14 protein-coding genes and 2 tRNA genes are annotated in these 17,621 nt (G+C 68.3%); 5 read left to right on the top strand and 11 right to left on the bottom strand.

The window, feature by feature from the left end:
* Positions 1 to 422: 422 nt before the first annotated feature.
* Positions 423 to 821: a hypothetical protein gene (locus ABGB18_RS45015; RefSeq protein WP_347701844.1), complete on the top strand. Its 399-nt coding sequence runs from the start codon at positions 423 to 425 to the stop codon at positions 819 to 821.
* Between the two features lie 276 nt (positions 822 to 1,097).
* Here the strand turns inward: ABGB18_RS45015 and ABGB18_RS45010 are convergent, their stop codons facing one another.
* The 8 genes from ABGB18_RS45010 to ABGB18_RS44975 form a co-directional block, all read right to left on the bottom strand.
* Complete coding sequence (locus ABGB18_RS45010) at positions 1,098 to 1,769, bottom strand: response regulator (protein WP_347701843.1); 672 nt, start codon at positions 1,767 to 1,769, stop codon at positions 1,098 to 1,100.
* Positions 1,766 to 4,300 carry a sensor histidine kinase KdpD gene (locus ABGB18_RS45005; protein WP_347701842.1) on the bottom strand — a complete coding sequence of 845 codons (2,535 nt, stop codon included), beginning with the start codon at positions 4,298 to 4,300 and terminating at the stop codon, positions 1,766 to 1,768. Before ABGB18_RS45005 ends, ABGB18_RS45010 begins: the two co-directional genes overlap by 4 nt.
* A gap of 120 nt (positions 4,301 to 4,420) precedes the next feature.
* Positions 4,421 to 4,497, bottom strand: a tRNA-Met gene (locus ABGB18_RS45000).
* Positions 4,498 to 4,598: 101 nt separating this feature from the next.
* Positions 4,599 to 4,675: transfer RNA gene (locus ABGB18_RS44995), tRNA-Met, on the bottom strand.
* A gap of 51 nt (positions 4,676 to 4,726) precedes the next feature.
* Positions 4,727 to 7,681, bottom strand: a complete 2,955-nt coding sequence (locus ABGB18_RS44990) for a UPF0182 family protein (RefSeq protein ID WP_347701841.1) — start codon at positions 7,679 to 7,681, stop codon at positions 4,727 to 4,729.
* A gap of 129 nt (positions 7,682 to 7,810) precedes the next feature.
* Positions 7,811 to 8,857 carry a PDZ domain-containing protein gene (locus ABGB18_RS44985; protein WP_347701840.1) on the bottom strand — a complete coding sequence of 349 codons (1,047 nt, stop codon included), beginning with the start codon at positions 8,855 to 8,857 and terminating at the stop codon, positions 7,811 to 7,813.
* A 10-nt stretch (positions 8,858 to 8,867) separates the two neighbouring features.
* Positions 8,868 to 9,293 carry a molybdenum cofactor biosynthesis protein MoaE gene (locus ABGB18_RS44980; RefSeq protein ID WP_347701839.1) on the bottom strand — a complete coding sequence of 142 codons (426 nt, stop codon included), beginning with the start codon at positions 9,291 to 9,293 and terminating at the stop codon, positions 8,868 to 8,870.
* A gap of 102 nt (positions 9,294 to 9,395) precedes the next feature.
* Positions 9,396 to 10,469 carry an NAD-dependent epimerase/dehydratase family protein gene (locus ABGB18_RS44975; RefSeq protein WP_347701846.1) on the bottom strand — a complete coding sequence of 358 codons (1,074 nt, stop codon included), beginning with the start codon at positions 10,467 to 10,469 and terminating at the stop codon, positions 9,396 to 9,398.
* Between the two features lie 130 nt (positions 10,470 to 10,599).
* Here ABGB18_RS44975 and ABGB18_RS44970 point away from each other — a divergent pair, with 130 nt between their 5' ends.
* The 3 genes from ABGB18_RS44970 to ABGB18_RS44960 all read left to right on the top strand — a co-directional run bounded on the left by ABGB18_RS44970 (position 10,600) and on the right by ABGB18_RS44960 (position 13,381).
* On the top strand, positions 10,600 to 11,802 hold the full coding sequence (locus tag ABGB18_RS44970) for a zinc-dependent metalloprotease (protein ID WP_347701838.1): 1,203 nt from the start codon (positions 10,600 to 10,602) through the stop codon (positions 11,800 to 11,802).
* A complete protein-coding gene (locus tag ABGB18_RS44965; protein WP_347701837.1) occupies positions 11,799 to 12,359 on the top strand; it encodes an NUDIX domain-containing protein in 561 nt (186 codons plus the stop codon). The genes ABGB18_RS44970 and ABGB18_RS44965 overlap by 4 nt, the downstream gene beginning before the upstream one ends.
* A gap of 65 nt (positions 12,360 to 12,424) precedes the next feature.
* Positions 12,425 to 13,381, top strand: coding sequence for an endonuclease/exonuclease/phosphatase family protein (locus tag ABGB18_RS44960; protein WP_347701836.1), 957 nt, complete (start codon positions 12,425 to 12,427; stop codon positions 13,379 to 13,381).
* A gap of 68 nt (positions 13,382 to 13,449) precedes the next feature.
* Here the strand turns inward: ABGB18_RS44960 and ABGB18_RS44955 are convergent, their stop codons facing one another.
* The 3 genes from ABGB18_RS44955 to ABGB18_RS44945 form a co-directional block, all read right to left on the bottom strand.
* Positions 13,450 to 14,034, bottom strand: a complete 585-nt coding sequence (locus ABGB18_RS44955) for a hypothetical protein (protein WP_347701835.1) — start codon at positions 14,032 to 14,034, stop codon at positions 13,450 to 13,452.
* Positions 14,031 to 14,546 carry a M48 family metallopeptidase gene (locus tag ABGB18_RS44950; RefSeq protein WP_176993226.1) on the bottom strand — a complete coding sequence of 172 codons (516 nt, stop codon included), beginning with the start codon at positions 14,544 to 14,546 and terminating at the stop codon, positions 14,031 to 14,033. Before ABGB18_RS44950 ends, ABGB18_RS44955 begins: the two co-directional genes overlap by 4 nt.
* 67 nt (positions 14,547 to 14,613) lie before the next feature.
* Positions 14,614 to 15,396, bottom strand: a complete 783-nt coding sequence (locus ABGB18_RS44945; protein ID WP_347701834.1) for an enoyl-CoA hydratase/isomerase family protein — start codon at positions 15,394 to 15,396, stop codon at positions 14,614 to 14,616.
* A 1,657-nt stretch (positions 15,397 to 17,053) separates the two neighbouring features.
* Here ABGB18_RS44945 and ABGB18_RS44940 point away from each other — a divergent pair.
* A complete protein-coding gene (locus ABGB18_RS44940; RefSeq protein WP_347701833.1) occupies positions 17,054 to 17,560 on the top strand; it encodes a hypothetical protein in 507 nt (168 codons plus the stop codon).
* The last annotated feature ends 61 nt before the right edge of the window (positions 17,561 to 17,621 follow it).

Raw genomic sequence — 17,621 nt, 5'->3', positions numbered from 1 at the left:
GTTGTGCCTTTATTCTTTCAGCCGTTCAAGTCCCTGTCAAATTGACCCGACTTGCACAACCTGCGGAAATTCAGCTGCGTCCCGTTTCCGGGACAACCCCTCAAACTTACCAGCCGATCCGAGTGGATGCGAAACCATCCGGATGCTCCAGAAGAGAGTGGGATTTGCCGGACATCTCCGGAGTCCGAGTCGAACCCCTTGACCGCCCTGCGCGGAAGCAACTCTAGCAGCCCGCGGCACCCACTTCGCCCGACTCAGGTAATCGTGAGGTCCTTCCCTCGTCACCTAACGCTCAAACCTACGCATCTCATCCCAACGAACCCCCAGGAGGACGCCTCGATTCAAGCCGGCGGCAAGTCATCCGCAATCATCCATCGGTACGAAGTACCTACGAGCAGACTGCGCTCTCGGAGGTGTCCCCCATGACCCGGTCGGAGTTCGACGACATCCGCGCCTTCCTCGCCGATGAGGCGACCCATGCCGGCGACCTGTTGCGCGTCGCCAGGACTCTGATCGACGACCTCGAACATTCCCGCACCCGCGAGGCCGTCCTGCGCACCCATTACTTGCGCCTGCTGACGGCCGCGAGAGCGACGGTGGCGGCGGAGGTCGCTGAGGAGCCTGACCCGCTGTCGTTCCTCAAGCGGGAGCTGACCGAGCGGGGTCAGATGCCCGAGGACGGCGAGGCCGTGCGGCGCATCCTGTCCGACGCCCGGACCGCGGCCGCGCTGCTCGCCAGCCTGCAGGACTCCGTCCCGGGGCGCCAGGGCCGCCTGCGCCCGCGCCGCTGCGTCGGCACCGGCCGCACGCTTCCCCGGTAATTCCCCGCCGATTCCGGCATCCCACTGACCCAGGTACTACTTCGGACATACCCGGCCTTGGTTCACCGAGTGCCAGACTGCGCATATGTGGCAGCGGGGGTTGAACTGGGTGGCAGTGGCCCTGGTCGGGATATTCGGCCTGATGTGGGCTGGCGTAGTTATTTACGCGGATCACTCCTCCGCCATGTGGATGCGCGTCGCCCAGGTCGTCTTCGGCATCCTGCTGTTCGGCTGGGCCGTACAGAAGGCCGTGCTGTTGATCACCAAGGCGTGAGGTCAGGATGGCTGGAAGCGGTATCCCATCCCGGGCTCGGTCAGCAGGTGAACCGGATTCGCGGGGTCGCGTTCGAGTTTGCGGCGGAGCTGGGCCATGTACTGCCGCAGGTAGTGCGTCTCCTTGAGGTAGGCACTGCCCCAGACCTCGGTCAGCAACTGACGCTGGCTGATCAGCTTGCCGGGGTTGCGCAGCAAAATCTCCAGGAAGTGCCACTCGGTCGGCGTCAGGCGTACGCCTCCGGAGATCGTCTTGTTGGCGAGGTCGACGAGGTGGTCGCCCAGCCGTACGGAGGCGAGCTCCTCGTCGTGCTGGCCCGTCCGGCGGGTCACGGCGCGGATGCGCGCGAGGAGTTCGTCTATACCGAACGGCTTGGTCACGTAGTCGTCGGCGCCCGCGTCGAGCGCGTCCACCTTGTCGGTGCTGTCCGCGCGCCCGGACAGGACGATGATCGGAACCGAGGTCCAGCCGCGCAGGCCCTCGATGACCTCGACGCCGTCGAGATCCGGCAGGCCGAGGTCCAGGATGACCAGGTCGGGATGCCAGTCGGCGGCCTGGCGCAGGGCTGAGCCGGCGTCGGACGCGACCGCCACCTCGTATTGACGCGCGGCCAGGTTGATCCGCAGGGCACGCAGGATCTGCGGCTCGTCGTCCACCACCAACACTCGGGTCACGGGGCCCTCCGCAGCGAGACGGTCATGGTCAGTCCCCCTCCGGGCGTGTCATCCGGGACGAGCGTGCCTCCCATCGCCTCGGTGAGACCGCGCGAGAGCGCCAGTCCGAGACCCACACCGGCGTGGTTGTCTCGGTCACCGAGCCGTTGGAACGGCATGAACACCCTTTCATGCGCTTCCTGTGGGATGCCCGGCCCTCTGTCGATAATTCGCACTTCCACGTTGTCGCCGTGCCAGCTCGCGGCGATGAGCAGTTGTTCGCCCTCGGGCTGGTAGCGGGCGGCGTTCGCCATGAGGTTGACGAGCACCCGCTCCAGCAGCGCGGGGTCGGCCATCAGGTCGGGGACGTCGGGCGGGACGTCGACCTTGATCCTTTCGTACGGGAGGCCGAGCTCGTCGATGGCCCGCGGCAGTATGTCCTCGATCGCCACGGGCTCCAGGGCCACTCCCAGGGCACCGGCCTGCAGGCGGCTCATGTCGAGCAGGTTGGAGACGAGCCGGCTCAGCTTGATCAGCGACTCGTCGGCGGTGGCCAGCAGCTCGGCGCGGTCCTCGTCCGACCAGGCGATCTCCGTGCCGCGCAGGCTCTCGACCGCCGCCATGGCGGAGGCGAGCGGGGTGCGCAGGTCGTGGCTGACGGCGGCGAGCAGCGCCGTACGCATCCGGTCGGCCTCGGCCAGCGGCCTGGCCCGATCGGCCTCCTCCCGCAGCCGCTGCTGCCGCAGCGCGACCGCCGCCTGCGCCGCGAACGCCTCCAGCACCCGCCGATCGCTGGCCTCCAGCACCCGCCCGTCGGCGGCGAGGACGAGCGAGTCGTCGATCACGACGTCGATGTCCGCCACGCCGGGGCTCGTACACGGCACCCCACCCGAGGTGGAGACGATCTTCCAGACGTCGGGGAAGCACTCGCCCCTGCCCTCGGCCGCGTCCCCGCCGGCGCGTTCGAGCAGGGTCACCGAGGTCAGCCCGAACGTCTCACGCATGCGCCGCAGCAGCGACGGCAGTGCCGCCTCGCCCCGCAACACGTGACCCGCCAACGTGGACAGCACCTCGGCGTCGGCCCGCGCGTGGGCGGCCTCCCTGCTGCGCCTGGCCGCCAGGTCGACGACCGCGCTGACCATGGCCGCCACCAGCACGAAGATGGCCAGCGCGAGCACGTTCTCCGGACTGGCGATCGTCAGCGTGTGCAGCGGGGGCGTGAAATACCAGTTGAGCAGCCCGAAGCCGAACACCGCCGCCGTCAGCGCGGGCCACATGCCGCCGGTCAGAGCGGCCCCCACGACCAGCAGCAGGAAGAGCAGGATGTTGCTCGGCAGCAACAGGTCCATCGGCCGGAGCGCGACCGTGAGCAGCGGGATGCCGAGCAGCGCCAGCCCCCACCCGGTCAGCCGCCGCCTGCGGGTCAGCGCGGCCTGGGTACGCGGCCGTTGCCGGCCCTTCCTGATCGCCTCGTGGGTGACCATGTGCACGTCGATCGATCCTGACATGGACGCCGCCGTCACTCCCACGCCCCGCGAGAGCAGCTGCGCGAACCGTCCTCTCCGCGAGGCACCCAGTACGAGCTGAGTCGCGTTCACGCCATGGGAGAACTCCAGCAGCGCCCTCGGGACGTCGTCGCCGATCACCTGATGGTAGGTCCCGCCCAGGTCCTCGACCAGGGAACGCTGGCGGACCAGGTTGGCCGGGTCGTCGCCCGAGGTCAGGCCGTCGGCCCTGGTGACGTGTACGGCCATCAGGTCCGCGCCCTTGCTCCTGACCGCGATGCGCGCGGCGCGCCGGATGAGCGTGTCGCCCTCCGGGCCTCCCGTCAGGGCGACCACCACCCGTTCGCGGGTCTCCCAGGTGCCCACGATGGAGTGCTGCGCGCGGTACTGGTCGAGCTGCTGGTCCACCTTGTCCGCCACCCAGAGCAGGGCGAGCTCCCGCAGAGCGGTCAGGTTTCCGACGCGGAAGTAGTTGGCCAGCGCGGCGTCGACCCGTTCCAGCGGGTAGACGTTGCCGTGCGCCATCCGCCGGCGCAGCGCCTCCGCCGACATGTCGACCAGCTCGATCCGGTCGGCCCGCCGCACCACCTCATCCGGCACGGTCTCCCGCTGCGGCACCCCGGTGATCTGCTCGACCACGTCGTTCAGCGACTCGAGGTGCTGGATGTTGAGCGTGGAGACGACGTCGATGCCGGCGTCGAGGATCTCCTCGATGTCCTCCCAGCGCTTGGCGTTGCGGGAGCCGGGCACGTTGGTGTGGGCGAGCTCGTCGATCAGCGCGAGCGCCGGGGCGCGCTCGATCACCGCGTCGGGATCAAGCTCGGTGAACGTCGTGCCCCGGTAGGACAGGGTCTTCCGCGGGACGACCTCCAGCCCTTCGAGCAACTGCGTGGTGAGGGCTCGGCCGTGGGTCTCGACGAAGCCCACGACCACGTCCTTGCCGCGCTCGCGAGCGCGGTGTGCCTCGCCGAGCATGGCGAACGTCTTGCCCACCCCGGGCGCCGCGCCCAGATAAACGCGCAGTCGTCCGCGGGAGATGCCCTGCATTACTCCAGGTTACGGCCGGAAGGGCGCCCTGCATCGCGGCCGGGGACTGTGTCGGCGGCGTGGCCGGTAACGACAGAATCCCTGGCCGCCGGATGATCCGGCGGCCAGGGATCCTGGTTGTGGTAGCGGGGACAGGATTTGAACCTGCGACCTCTGGGTTATGAGCCCAGCGAGCTACCGAACTGCTCCACCCCGCGTCGGTGTGTCTTAATCAACTATACAGGCCGCCAGACACTCCTTTGACCATCCTGGATGATCAAAGGCCCGGGATCCGTTTCCGAATCCCGGGCCTCCGGCCTGGTAGCGGGGACAGGATTTGAACCTGCGACCTCTGGGTTATGAGCCCAGCGAGCTACCGAACTGCTCCACCCCGCGTCGGTGTGTCCAAAGACTATCGGCGGAGCAGGGTGAGCGCAAACGAAACCGCTAAGTGCCTCCCGCTTGCGAGTCCGGCCCGGTCGGCGAGGCCGTCGGACTCGGGGAGGCGCTGGGCGTGGCCGGTGGTGACGCGGAGGGCGTGGCCGAGGGGGTCGCCGAGGGGGTCGCCGTCGGCGCGGCCGGCTGCTGCGCGTTGGCCCCTTCGAGGGACTTCAGCGCGTCCTCCAGCCGCTTCTGTGCGTCACCGTAGGCGTCCCAGTCCGGCGGGCTGGCCTGTAGAGCCTTCTGGGCGTCCTCGTAGGCCTTCTGGGCGTTCGAGATCGCCGTGCTCAACGCCGCGTTGGTCTGGGTCGGCGTGGTGGTCTGCCCCTCCTCGGTGGGCGCCTGTTGCTGCTCACCCCCGAAGACCTCGGCCAGGGCCTCTTCCAGCGTGCGTGCCACCCCGATCTTGCTGCCGAACGACACCAGCACCCGCTGCAGGATCGGGTACGGCTCCTGCCCGCCGCCCGCGGCCACCTGGATGTACACCGGTTCGATGTAGACCAGCCCACCCGCGTACGGGAGGGTCAGCAGGTTGCCGTAGCGCACCGACGAGGCACCGACGCCCAGCAGGTTGAGCTCACCGGCGAAGCGGCTCTGGAAGGCGTTCTGAGCCTGGCCGGGGCCGGGGATGGGAGTGCTGGAGGGCATGCGCAGGATGCGTAGTCGCCCGTATCCGGACCCGCCCGACGAGTCGACCGCCATGAACGCCGCCAGGTTGGGCCCCTGCCGCGGCACGAACGTGGTCGTCAGCGAGAACGTCGGCTCGCCGCCCGGCATCGTGGTCGTCAGGTAGTAGGGCGGCTGCTTGATGTTCCTGGTGCCCTGGGTCGGGTCGTTGGGGACGTTCCAGAAGTCCTGGCCGCTGTAAAAGGCGGCCGGGTTGGTGATGTGGTAGCGCGACAGCGTGTAGCGCTGCACCTTGAACAGGTCTTCCGGATAGCGCACGTGACTGCGCAGGTCGGGGCTCATCTCCGAAGCCGGGCGGATGATGCCGGGGAAGGCGTTGCTCCACGTCTTGAGCACCGGGTCGTTGGAGTCCCAGGCGTAGAGCTTGACCGTCCCGTCATTGGCGTCGACCGTGGCCTTGACGGAGTTGCGGATGTAGTTGATCTTGTCGCTCGGCTGCTGGGCGATCACGCGACGGTCCGAGGACGTGTCACGCGTCATGTCGCCCAGGCTCTCGCTCTGCGAGTACGGGTAGTCGTTGGACGTGGTGTAACCGTCCACGATCCAGGTGATGCGGCCGTCGACGATCGCCGGGTAAGGATTGCCGTCGAGCGTGAGGAACGGGGCGACCTTCGCGACCCGGTCGCGCGGGTTGCGCACGTACAGGATCTTGGAGTTGTCGTTGATGTCGCCCGACAGCAGGATGTTCACCTCGCCGTACTTGGCGGCGTAGAGCAGCCTGTTGAAGAACGAGCCGACCGGGACGCCGCCGCCGGTGTAGGTGGTGTTCTTCTGGCCGGTGCCGCCCGTCTCCGGGTAGTCGAGCTCCTGCGGGTTGTTCGGGTTGCCGCCGGCGATGACGTATTCGGCCGAGGCCGGGTCCTCGCCGAAGTAGACGCGTGGGTCCTTGAGCTTGGTGCTGTTGACCAGCGGGCCGATGACCGGCATGTCCTTGGCGTCGTAGGCGGGCAGGCCGCTGGAGTCGACCTGGTTGCCGGGCGCGGCGACGAAGCCGTAACCGTGGGTGTAGATCAGGGCCCGGTTGATCCAGTTGTCCTGGCCCTCGGGCGGCGAGGTCAGCTCGCGCACGCCGACGATGTGGTCGACCATCTTGCCGTTGGCGTCGGGATAGCGGTCGACGTCCAGCGGCTCGGCGAAGCTGTAGAAGCCCCTGATGCGCTGCGTCTGCTCGTACGTCGACGACACCAGCGCCGGGTCGAGCAGCCGCACGCCGGACACGGAGGTGTCGCCGTCGGTGCGCACCTTGGTCGGGTCGGCCTGCGCGTTGTAGGTTTCGACCTCGGTGTTGGCGACGTTGTAGGCATCTCGTGTGGCGTTGATGTTGCGCTGGATGAAGGCCGCCTCCTTGCCCTGCTGGTTGGGCTTGACCTGGAACTGCTCGACCAGCGCCGGGTAGACGCCGCCGATCAGGATGGCCGAGAGCACCAGCAGGCCGAAGGAGACTCCGGGCAGCATGCCGCCGGGTCGCACCACGCCGGCGAAGAAGAGCGCGGCGCAGATCAGCGCGATGATCGCGAGGATGGTCTTGGCCGGCAGCACGGCGTTGACGTCGGTGTAGGACGCGCCGTGCACGAAGCCCCGGTCGGAGAAGACCAGGCCGTAGCGGTCGATCCAGTAGGCCACCGCCTTGAGCAGCACGAAGATGCCCAGCAGCAGCGACAGGTGCGTCCGTGCCGCCCTGGAGGCGTGCACGCCGGGCGACTGCAGCCGGAACCCGCCGTAGAGGTAGTGCGTGATCGCCGCCAGCACGATCGAGATGATCACGGCGGTGAACAGGAAGTTCAGCACCATCCGGATGAACGGATAGTCGAACATGAAGAATGAGATATCCAGTTTGAACAGCTCATCCTGTTTGCCGAACGAAGCCCCGTTGACGAACTGCAGCCATGTCCCCCACTGCCCCGAGAACGAGGAGCCGGAGAAAAGCGCGAGCAGTCCCATGCCGACAATGAAGATCAACTTGCGGTGGGGGTCGAGCGCCATGCGATAGCGGTCGGCACCACTGCCCCCGCCGAACGTCGCCGGCCCGAACATCGGCCGCAACCGGAACGCCAGCAGCATGTTGCCACCGGCGATGGCGACCATCAGCAGAGCTCCGGCCACGAACAGCACGATCTGGGTCAGCACCACACCGGTGAAGACCGCCGTGTAATCGGCCGCGTCGAACCAGAGAAAGTCCGTATAAATGCCGGAGAACAGAAAGAACAACGCCACGATCGCCACCAGGGCGATCGCCACAGGCAAAAGCAGTCGAGGTCGGCGGGGCAAGCGCATCGCCCTGCCGGCTCCTGGGGTCCGGAAGCTCAAGGCCAACCCCTCGTCGTAATGAAGAAACGGTCCGTGTCTGGCAACCTACACTGCTGTGCCAGCGCTACGGCTAACGTACGGCGGGCGCCAGAAGTTTCATCCGGCGGTGCACGGTGGCACACTTCCCTTCCCCGTGCGCAGCGCGTCGAGCGCCAGCACGGCGTTGTGCAGCGTGTCGGCCTTGACCAGGCGGAGCCCGTCGGGCACCGCTTTCATGGCCTCGGCGCAGTTGTCGGCGGGTGTCAGGAAGACCGTCGCGCCCGCGTCCTTGGCACCGACCATCTTCTGGGCGATCCCGCCGATCGGTCCGACCTGTCCGGCCGGGTCGATCGTGCCCGTGCCGGCGATCTTCTTGCCGCCGGTGAGCTCGCCGGGCGTGAGCTTGTCGAGAATGCCCAGGGAGAACATGAGTCCCGCGCTGGGCCCGCCCACGTCACCGACGTTGATGTCCACGTCGAACGGGAACTTGTAGGCCGCCGACATGGTCACGCCGACGAGTGACTGCCCTTCTGAGCCGGTCACCGTCTGCAGCGTGACGTCGTGCTTCTCCTTTCCCCTGGTGATGGTGAAGACCACGTTTTCGCCCACTTTATGGGCCTTGACCGCGTCGCTCACGACGTCGACGTTGTTCGCCGGCTTGCCGTCGACGGCGGCGATCACGTCGCCCTTCTGCAGCTTGCCCTCGGCCGGCTTGCCCTTCTCCACGCCCACCACCGACACGACCATGTTGTACGGGATCTTGAGCTCCTGGAGCGCGGCGGCCGTGGCGGAGTCCTGGGAGTTGGTCATCTCGACCGAGTTTTCCTCCTCGACCTCCTTGGGGTCGCGGTCGGGCGCGAAGATCGCCTCCTGCGGGACCACCGCGACGGTCGGATCGATCCAGCCGCGCAACGCCGTCAGCAGGTCGATCTGGGCGGCGGGCCCGCCCTGGTAGGCCACCGTGACCAGGCTCAGCGCGCCGGCGGTGGGAAAGGTCTGGCGCCCCTTGATCGAGATCACGGGCTTCTTGTCGACCTCGCCGATCGTGTTCTCCGTCGGCCCCGGGCTCAGCACGACGTACGGAACCGGCCTGAACGCGCCCACGACGCCGAGCGCGAGCACGAGAAACCCCGCCAGCAGGAGGGTCAGAGCGCGTCGTGACATGGTGATGAGCTTATTCGCCGGCACCGACCCACTCGGTCTCACCATCGGCGAAAAGCTGGTGTTTCCAGATCGGCACCCGCGCCTTGAGGTCGTCGATCAGCCTGCGCGCGGCCTGGAAGGCCTCGCCCCGGTGCGGCGCGGCGACCGCGACGATGACGGCGGCGTCACCCAGCTCCAGGTCGCCCACGCGGTGGACGGCGGCCAGCGCCGTCACGGGAAAGTCGGCGGCCACCTTTTCCGCCACCTGCCGCAGCTCGGCCTCCGCCGAGGGATGGGCCGAGTAGGAGAGCTTGGTGACCTGCTTGCCATGGTCCTGCTCGCGCACGGTGCCCACGAAGAACACGGTGCCGCCGGCGGCGTGGTCGCCCACGGCGGCCAGCACCTCGTCCACGGAGAGCGGGGTGTCACGAATGCCGAGCAACCGGATGACGTCCACGCAAAGAGCCTACCAATATCAAACCCGTTCGCTACCTTGTCGCGTGCCGTCGTGCCTGGTCAAGGGCATGGCTGCAGTCCTGCTGGGAGTTTCGCGGCGGGCTTACTGGCGGCGTTTCTTGCGCACCTGGCGGACGATCGCGGCGGTGCCGATGACGGCCACGGTGGCGCCCGCGGCGGTGAGCGTGGCCTCCTTGACGGGCAGCCGCCGGCCGACCACGGTCGTCCTGTTCTCGCGCAGCTCCAGCAACTGCTCGAACGCGGCCTCGTTGGTCCACGCGGGCTTCCAGCCGGCCTCACGCAGCGCCGTGCAGTCGACGACCCACGGGTAGACGACGTAGTGCAGGTCGGTGGCGGGAGCGGGGGTGATGCCGAGCCGGTGAAGCCGCTGCGCCGTGCCGAACGTCAGCCCCGCGGGCAGCTCGAACCTGCGCAGACCCGACATCTCCTCGACCTGCTCCTGCTCCATCCACCCGTCGGAGCCGACCGCCACCACGCCGGTGACGACGCCGCGCGCGGCCAGGTCCAGGGCCGAGACCAGGTCCTCGACGTGGCAGAACTGCCAGTGCGGGTTGCAGCCCTTGACCGTCAGGAGCCGGGGGGACTCGAAGTGCCGGGTGATCACCGTGTCGACACCGGGGCCGACGACCGCGGCCGGGCGCAGCACGGTGACCTCCAGGCCCGGGTGGCTGCGCAGCGACCTGCGTACGAGGGACTCGATCTCCAGGAAGTCGCCGACGACCCCCGTGTCGGGCTCGGCCGCCACCGGGGCGTCCTCGGGCAGCGGAACGTCGTTGTCGGGCGCGGCGCCGTACACCATCGCGCTGGTGACCAGCACGACACGCCGTACGCGGGCCGCGGCGCTGGCCGTCAGCACGGTCTGGGCGGCCCGCAGGTTGTACGCCCGGCGCTCCCCCGGGTCGGAGTCGACCGCGTAGTCGCCCGCCAGGTGGACCAGGACGTCGATGTCGGAGATGCGGTTCGCCAAGAGCGGATCTCGTACGTCGATGACTCTCCACGTGGCTTCCCGAACGTCACCGCGCTGATCGTCAATGGCCACCACTCTGCGGAAATCCGCGGCGGACACGAGCCTTGCGACCAGCTCGCGGCCGATTCCTGAGGCCGCCCCCGTGACGGCTACGACGGGTTGGCGCGGGCGTTTCGAGGTAGGCACCAGGTCCTCACTTTGCACTGATCCGCCGTAGGACGACTAACGTGGCGGATGTGGACTCCTCCATCCTGCACGAGGTAGAGCGGTGACTGACCTGCCAGGTCGCGAAAACGACCCTAACGAAAACCCGTTCGCCATGTTCGGCGACCCTGAGCAGATGGCTCAGGCGATGCGCCAGTTCGCCGACATGCTGTCGGCGCCTCAGGGTTCGGGCCCTGTCAACTGGGACATGGCGAAGAACATCGCCCGGCACGCCGTGGTCGCTCAGGGTGACCCGAGTGTCATGGAAGGCGAGCGCCGCCAGATCGTCGAGGCGCTCAGCCTGGCCGACCTGTGGCTCAACGAGGCGACAGCGCTGCCCAGCGGCGTGTCCAGTCCGCAGGCCTGGAGCCGGTCCGAGTGGATCGAGAACACGGTCCCGGTTTGGCGAAAGCTTTGCGAACCCATCGCGGCGCGCATGGTCGAGACCATGGGCGGCGCCCTCGGTGGCTCCGGCCTGCCTCCTGAGGCGCAGCAGATGGCCGGCCCGCTGATGGGCATGCTCAAGCAGATGGGCGGCATGATGGTGGGCCAGCAGATCGGCCAGGCCATCGGCTCGCTGGCGCGCGAGGTGGTCGGCACCACCGACATCGGCCTGCCGTTGTCCGACACGGCCGCGCTGCTGCCCGGCGGCATCGCCTCGTTCAGCCAGGGTCTGGAGATCCCGTCCGACGAGATCAGGCTCTACCTGGCGCTGCGGGAGGCCGCGCACCACCGGCTGTTCCAGCACGTGCCGTGGCTGCGCTCGCACCTGCTGGGGGCGGTCGAGGAATACGCCAAGGGCATCACGGTCGACACCTCCGCGCTCGAAGAGCAGATCCGCGGGCTCGACATCAACAATCCGGAGGCGATCCAGGAGGTGCTGAGCGGGGGCAACCTGCTCAAACCCGAGGAGACCGAGCGGCAGAAGGCCGCCCTGGCACGCCTGGAGACGATGCTCGCGCTGGTCGAGGGGTGGGTGGCCACGGTGGTCGACCAGGCCGCCGATGGCAAGCTGCCCTCCGCCGTGGCGCTGGCGGAGACCGTACGCCGGCGCCGGGCCACGGGCGGGCCGGCCGAGGTGACGTTCGGCACGCTGGTGGGGCTGGAGTTGCGGCCGAGGCGGTTGCGCGAGGCCGCGGCGCTGTGGCGGTCGCTGGAGGGTGCGCGCGGGATCGACGGGCGCGACGCGCTGTGGGGTCACCCCGACCTCATGCCGACGGCCGACGATCTCGACGACCCCGACGCCTTCGTGCGTGGTGAGGCCGCCTGGGACATCTCGCAGCTCGAGGCCAAGCCCGACGAGGGCGACGAGAGTTGAGCCTGCACCGCGACGCGGTGGCGGTTCTGTCCGCCTGGACCGCGCCCACGTCCGAAGAAGAGGCGTTGCGGGCGGAGTTCCTGCACCATTTGCGGTCGCACGAGGACGCGATGTTGCGGCAGTGCGTGCCGGGTCATCTGACGGCGACGACGGCGGTGTTGTCACACGACGGCTCGCGGGTGCTGCTCACGCTGCATCCGAAGGCGAAGATGTGGCTCCCGATGGGGGGCCACTGCGAGATTTCCGACATGTCGCTCGCGGAGGTTGCTCTGCGGGAGGCATGGGAGGAGTCAGGAATTTCGGGCCTTGAGCTGTTGCCCGGACCGCTCGCGGTGGACAAGCACGCCGTGTGGTGCCATCCGCCGCAGAGCTGGCATCTCGACGTCGAATACGCGGCCGTGGCTCCCCCGGGGGCCGAGGCGGTGATCAGCGACGAGTCGCTGGACCTGCGCTGGTTCCCGGTCGACGACATTCCCGAACCCTCCGACGGCGCGACGCGGCGCCTGGCCTCACGTGGCCGGACCGCGCTTATTGCGGGCTCACACGCGTACGGCTAAAGTCCTTTTGCTTCGTTCCACGATGGGGGGGTTGCGTGGAGGAGACCGCCGTCGGTGGGACGATCGTGACACCCGTTCGAAAGCGCCGCAAGTTTCCCGCCACCACGTTGACGTGGCTGGCCGTGACCCCGTTCGCGGCCTGGGCGGTGGCCCGGGTGGCCGGGCTGGAGCGGGGGTCGCTGCCGACGCAGCTCATGACCGCGACCCCGTACGCGGCGGCCGGGTCACTGGTCCCTCTGCTGATCGCCGCGGTCGGGCGGCGGCGCGCGGCCACCGTCGTCGCGCTGCTGGCCACGGCCGCGCTCGGGTTCAGCGTGCTGCCCAGGGCGCTCGGCGGCGCGGAGGCCGCGACCGGCAGGCCGTTCCGGGTCATGACGATCAACATGCTGTTCGGCAAGGCCGACACCGCGACGATCATGAAGCTCGTGCACGAGTTCGACCCGGACGTGCTGAGCACCCAGGAGCTGACCCCGCGGGCCGTGGCCGACCTGGACGCGGCCGGGCTCAAGGAGCTGATGCCACACCGCGTACTGCAGGATGAGTGGAGCGCCGCCGGGAGCGGGCTCTACTCCCGGCACCCGCTGCAGGAGATCGCGAACGTGATGCCGCCGGTCGGGCACCACATGCCCGGGGCGACGATCCAGCTGCCCGGCGGGGATCCGATCGAGTTCATCGACGCGCATCCCTATCCGCCGCTGGGCCCGCGGGCGGCCAACTGGAACGAGGCAATGGCGGCGTTCCCCTCGGCTTCGCCCGATCGGGTACGGATCATCGCGGGCGACTTCAACGCCTCCCTGGATCACGCGTCCATGCGCGGGCTGCTGGCGCGCGGGTACAAGGACGCGGCCGATCAGGTGGGGGCCGGGCTCATACCGACGTGGCCGGCCAACAAGCGGGTGCCGCCGATCATCACCATTGATCATGTGCTGGTGGATCGGCGGGTGGGGGTGCAGGAGGTCAGCGTGCGTGACGTGCCGGGGACGGACCATCGGGCCGTGCTGGCCGAACTCACCGTGCCGTGAGCCTTTGGCCGGGCGTTGCCGCGCCTGCGGCGGCTCACTGAGCCGTGCCCGCGGTGTTTCGCCTCAGGTCACCCTGCTGTGAGCAGGGCTCTGGTGTTGTCCCAGCCTTCCAGGCCGGGATCCAGGCTCTGGACGTCCACGTGGGTGCGCAGGCGGTGCCAGCCCGGGGTGGTGGCCACCCTTCTGGGGCCCGGGGCCTGAGCGCGCAGCGTGGCCACCACGTCCCTGTCGTCCAGGTCGGGGTCGGCCCACGCGGGGGCGGGGAGCGCGCAGGCCATGGCCACGGCGCCGCCGTTCTCGGCCGGGCAGATGGTGATCTCGGCCCTGCCCAGCTCCCTGAACAGCTTGCCCACCAGCAGGCCGGGCAGGTCGGGGGCGTCGGCGGCGATGACGGCGGCCTGGTCAGCCTTCAGGCGGGCCAGGGTGACCTTCAGGGGTTCGTCGTCCTCGATCGTGATGACCTCGGTGCCGGGCCAGACGATGTCGTCCAGGCCGGGGACGCTGGTGATCAGGACCGGGGTGACGAGTTCGAGGCCGGCGACCACCTCGTACGTGTCTTCTGCCACCGCCTCAAGGAACTCTCCGGGGTCCACGCCCGGGGGTGCGGCCTGCGCCATGTGCTGTCGTACCAGAACCGCGGCGATGCGCGTCAACACTCCTCCGGTGCCGTGTGGGCCGCCGCGGAGAAGCCTTCGAGAAACCCCCGAGCCCGCTCCGCCTTGGGATACTGTTCTACCAGCGCCCAGAACTTGGCCCCGTGACTGGGCACCAGCAGGTGCACGAGCTCGTGGATGATCACATAGTTGATGACCCATTCGGGCAGGCCCTTGAGCCGGGTGGAGATCCTGATCGTGCCGTTCTCCGGAGTGCACGAGCCCCAGCGGTGCTGCTGGTTGTCGACCCAGCGGACGCTCACGGGCTCCGGCTCACCGTCGAGATATCTCGCCGAGAGCTCCCTGGCCCGCTCCAGCAGGGCCTCGTCGGTTGGGCGTCGCCGGCGTTCCTTGGCTGCCAGCCGATCCAGCATCCGGCTCACCCATTCATCCGCGTCTTCACCACTTAGCCAGGCGGGCAGGAGCACGATCGTTTTGTCGCCGTCGCGGTAGGCGGAGACCGTACGCCGGCGACGAGAACTGCGACGAACCTCGACTGTCTCGGGGGGCACATATGCACGTTAGCCGAGACTGACGAAATTCCACAGAGGGTGGACGTTGTTTCTGCTGGTCAGATGATTAAGACCCGGTGAATTTGGGCATGGGCCTTTCCCGATGGGCAGCCAGCCCCTCCATCATGTCAGATGACGCCATGGTCACGGGCTGGGCCAAGGATTCCCATCTCAGGGCGGCTTCCAGGTCCTGATGATCCTGGTTCAGAGCTACTTTGGTGAGCCTTGTGGCAATGGGGGCGTTGTGGGCGACCCTCCCAGCGATGTCCCGTACTTCCGACATGAGATCATTTTTCGGGAAAGATTGATTTACCAGACCTTTAACTGCGGCTTCCGTTCCCGTGATGGCTCGGCCCGTCAGGAGCATCTCCCGGGCGAGGCCCGCCCCCGCCCTCCTGGGCAGCAGGTAGGTCGCCGCCATGCCCGGGTGCAGGCCCAGCGACGTGAACGGGGCCAGCAGCTTGGCGTCGTCGGCGGCGTACACGAGGTCGCAGGCCAGCGCCAGGCACAGACCCGCGCCCACGGCCGGGCCGTTGACGGCGGCGATCGTCGGGATCTCGAGCTCGGTGATCGCCAGCCAGGTTCGGTAAAAGGCCAGCATGCGGTCACGCAGTTGAGGCACCGCCTCCGCGCCGCGCTCACCGATCCACGTCAGGTCACCGCCTGAGGAGAACGCGGTGCCCGCCCCGGTGACGACCACACAGCGGGCGTCGCGGTCGGCGGCCAGGTCGGACATGGCCTGCCGCCATTGTGCGGTCATGGCGTCGGTCATGGCGTTGCGCAGGTCAGGGCGGTTGAGGGTGACGAGTACGACCCCGTCGTCTTCGCGGTCAACCAGGAGATCGCTCATGCGGGGAGCGTAACCGCCGGAACCCCATGGCTCGGCTTGTCGCCCGCCCTAATCGCTTGGCTTCACTGCTGCGCCCCATGGTCTGCCTCACCCCTGGGCCCCACGGCTTGGCCTCGCCGCTCGGCTTTCGTGCTCGGGTCTTGGCTCGGCCGGCGCTCGGTCGTATCGATTTGTCCCGTTGTTCGTCCACAACAGCGCGCCACGAGAGCAGAGTTATCCACAGCGACACCGGAACCCACTCGGGATCTTGCTCTGACGTGGAAACCTTCCCGCCATGAGGCCACGTGTGAAGCCCGCTCTCCGGCACATCATCCGCGATGAACACACCCTGCAATACGGCGTGCATCCCCTGAGGGCCGTCATGTTGAGCGGCCTGACCCGTTCCGTGCGCCAGTGGATCGAGCGCTTGGACGGGACCCGCGACCTGGACCGCGTCCTGCAGGAAGCGAGCGACGCGGGTCTCGACGAGACTCGCGCCCGCGCTCTGCTCGATCAACTCGCCGCGCAAGGCGCCCTCAACGACGCCGCCGCCAGCAACGCGCCCCTCAGCGATCTTCCCTTGGCCGAACGGGATCGCCTGAGACCGGACCTCGACGCCCTCGACCTCACCTCGACCGCCCCGGAAGGCGGGATCGCGCTCATGGCCCGCCGCAGGAAGCTGCGGGTGCGGGTTTATGGGGCAGGACGGGTGGGAGCCCAGGTCGTGACCCTGCTCGCGGCCTGCGGGGTGGGCAACATCCGGGTCATCGACCCGGGGCAGGTTCGCCCCTGCGACATCACACCTGGCGGGCTGACCTGGGCAGAGATGGGCCTGACCAGGGAGGCGGGCACTGCGGCAGCCGCCAGAAGGCTCGCGTACAACGGCGCGGCCACCAGCGAACCGAGCGAACCAACCGACCCCAGCAATTTCGCTAAATGTCTCCAATCCGCCGAACCTTCCCGACCCGCCGCTCCCACCCCCAACCCAACAGGGCAACTCACCAGCACAGCCACCCAACAATCCCCGAGCACACGGACGGCACAGACACCCTCGTCGCCGTCCACCACACGATCTGCCTCTTCAACCACCCCCGCACAACCCGATCTCTCGACCGCTCACGCGCGACCCGACCTCTCCCCCGCCGCTGGACAACCTGCCCTAATCCGACGAACGACTTCTTCAACCCCTTCCGGACAACCCGCCCCCACTGATCAACCCGATCCCTCAACTACCAGCACACGACCTGACCCCATCGGACAACCCGTCTCCACCGGACGGGCCGTCCCCTCGACCGCCACCACTCGATCCGCTTCCGTCACGACCACCGTGCGGCCGGCTTCTCCGGGCTCGGGCGCCCGGACCACCGTGCCGGTGTCCGTCGCACGTGCTCCCGGTCCACCCAGGCAGGCGGATCCTTCCGGTGCAGGCCAGCCGGCGGGTCCTTCCGGTGCAGTTCGGCGGGGAGATCCGATGTCATATCCCACGGAGCCGGGCATGGAGCAGGGCTTGAAGGCTGGGCGGGAGCGGGGGCGGAAAGCTCGTTCGGGGGGTCACGGCAATCCCAGGACCGCTCCCGGCTCAACCTCCCGTGCCAAGGTCGGCCGTGATTCGGCGTCTGCCCCTGGGTTCGATCCCGGTCTCGGGAGCGAGACGGAGGAGTTGATGAGGCGACCGTCGGTGACGGTGACGGCGGGTGAGTCGTATCTGGGTGACAGGTCGGAGACGATCGATCTCGTCATCCTCGCGCCCGTCGGCCCGCTGGACGGGGTGCTGGTCAACGAGTTGACCGTGTTGGGGATCCCCCACCTGCTCGCGTCCGCCTTCGAGGGCCATGGGATCGTCGGTCCGCTGGTCCTGCCGGGCAAGACGGCGTGCCTGCACTGCCTCGACCTGACCCGACGGGACTACGATCCCGCCTGGCCGATGGTCACGGCCAGGCTGGGCGGCTACCCGCCCGGCGAGATCGCCTGCGACGCGACCCTGTCGGCCCTCGTCGCGGCCGAGGCGGTCGGTCATGCGCTGGCTCACCTGGACGGCAAAGAGTCGATTGTGACCAACGGCACAATGGACGTAACCCCTGATTGGCGCTGGAAAAGGAGATCCTGGAGCGTTCACCCCCAATGTCGTTGTATGCGAAACAATCCATATTCGCTAACAATGGTTAGTGCACCTAACCACGACTGACGTGCTCAGGGACTACCACGAGGGGGGGAAGCGGCATCTCCGTGGAGGTACCGCGTATCAG

It is taken from the genome of Nonomuraea sp. B12E4, from assembly GCF_039871825.1.
Taxonomy (GTDB): domain Bacteria; phylum Actinomycetota; class Actinomycetes; order Streptosporangiales; family Streptosporangiaceae; genus Nonomuraea.
This window is presented reverse-complemented; position numbering and strand designations above follow the sequence as displayed.

Excerpts from the sequence above, each read along its gene's own strand:
- ABGB18_RS45015 (WP_347701844.1), top strand. The coding sequence starts at position 423 with ATGACCCGGTCGGAGTTCGACGACATCCGCGCCTTCCTCGCCGATGAG.
- ABGB18_RS44990 (WP_347701841.1), bottom strand. The coding sequence starts at position 7,681 with ATGCGCTTGCCCCGCCGACCTCGACTGCTTTTGCCTGTGGCGATCGCC.
- ABGB18_RS45005 (WP_347701842.1), bottom strand. The coding sequence starts at position 4,300 with ATGCAGGGCATCTCCCGCGGACGACTGCGCGTTTATCTGGGCGCGGCG.
- ABGB18_RS44985 (WP_347701840.1), bottom strand. The coding sequence starts at position 8,857 with ATGTCACGACGCGCTCTGACCCTCCTGCTGGCGGGGTTTCTCGTGCTC.
- ABGB18_RS44970 (WP_347701838.1), top strand. The coding sequence starts at position 10,600 with ATGTTCGGCGACCCTGAGCAGATGGCTCAGGCGATGCGCCAGTTCGCC.
- ABGB18_RS44945 (WP_347701834.1), bottom strand. The coding sequence starts at position 15,396 with ATGAGCGATCTCCTGGTTGACCGCGAAGACGACGGGGTCGTACTCGTC.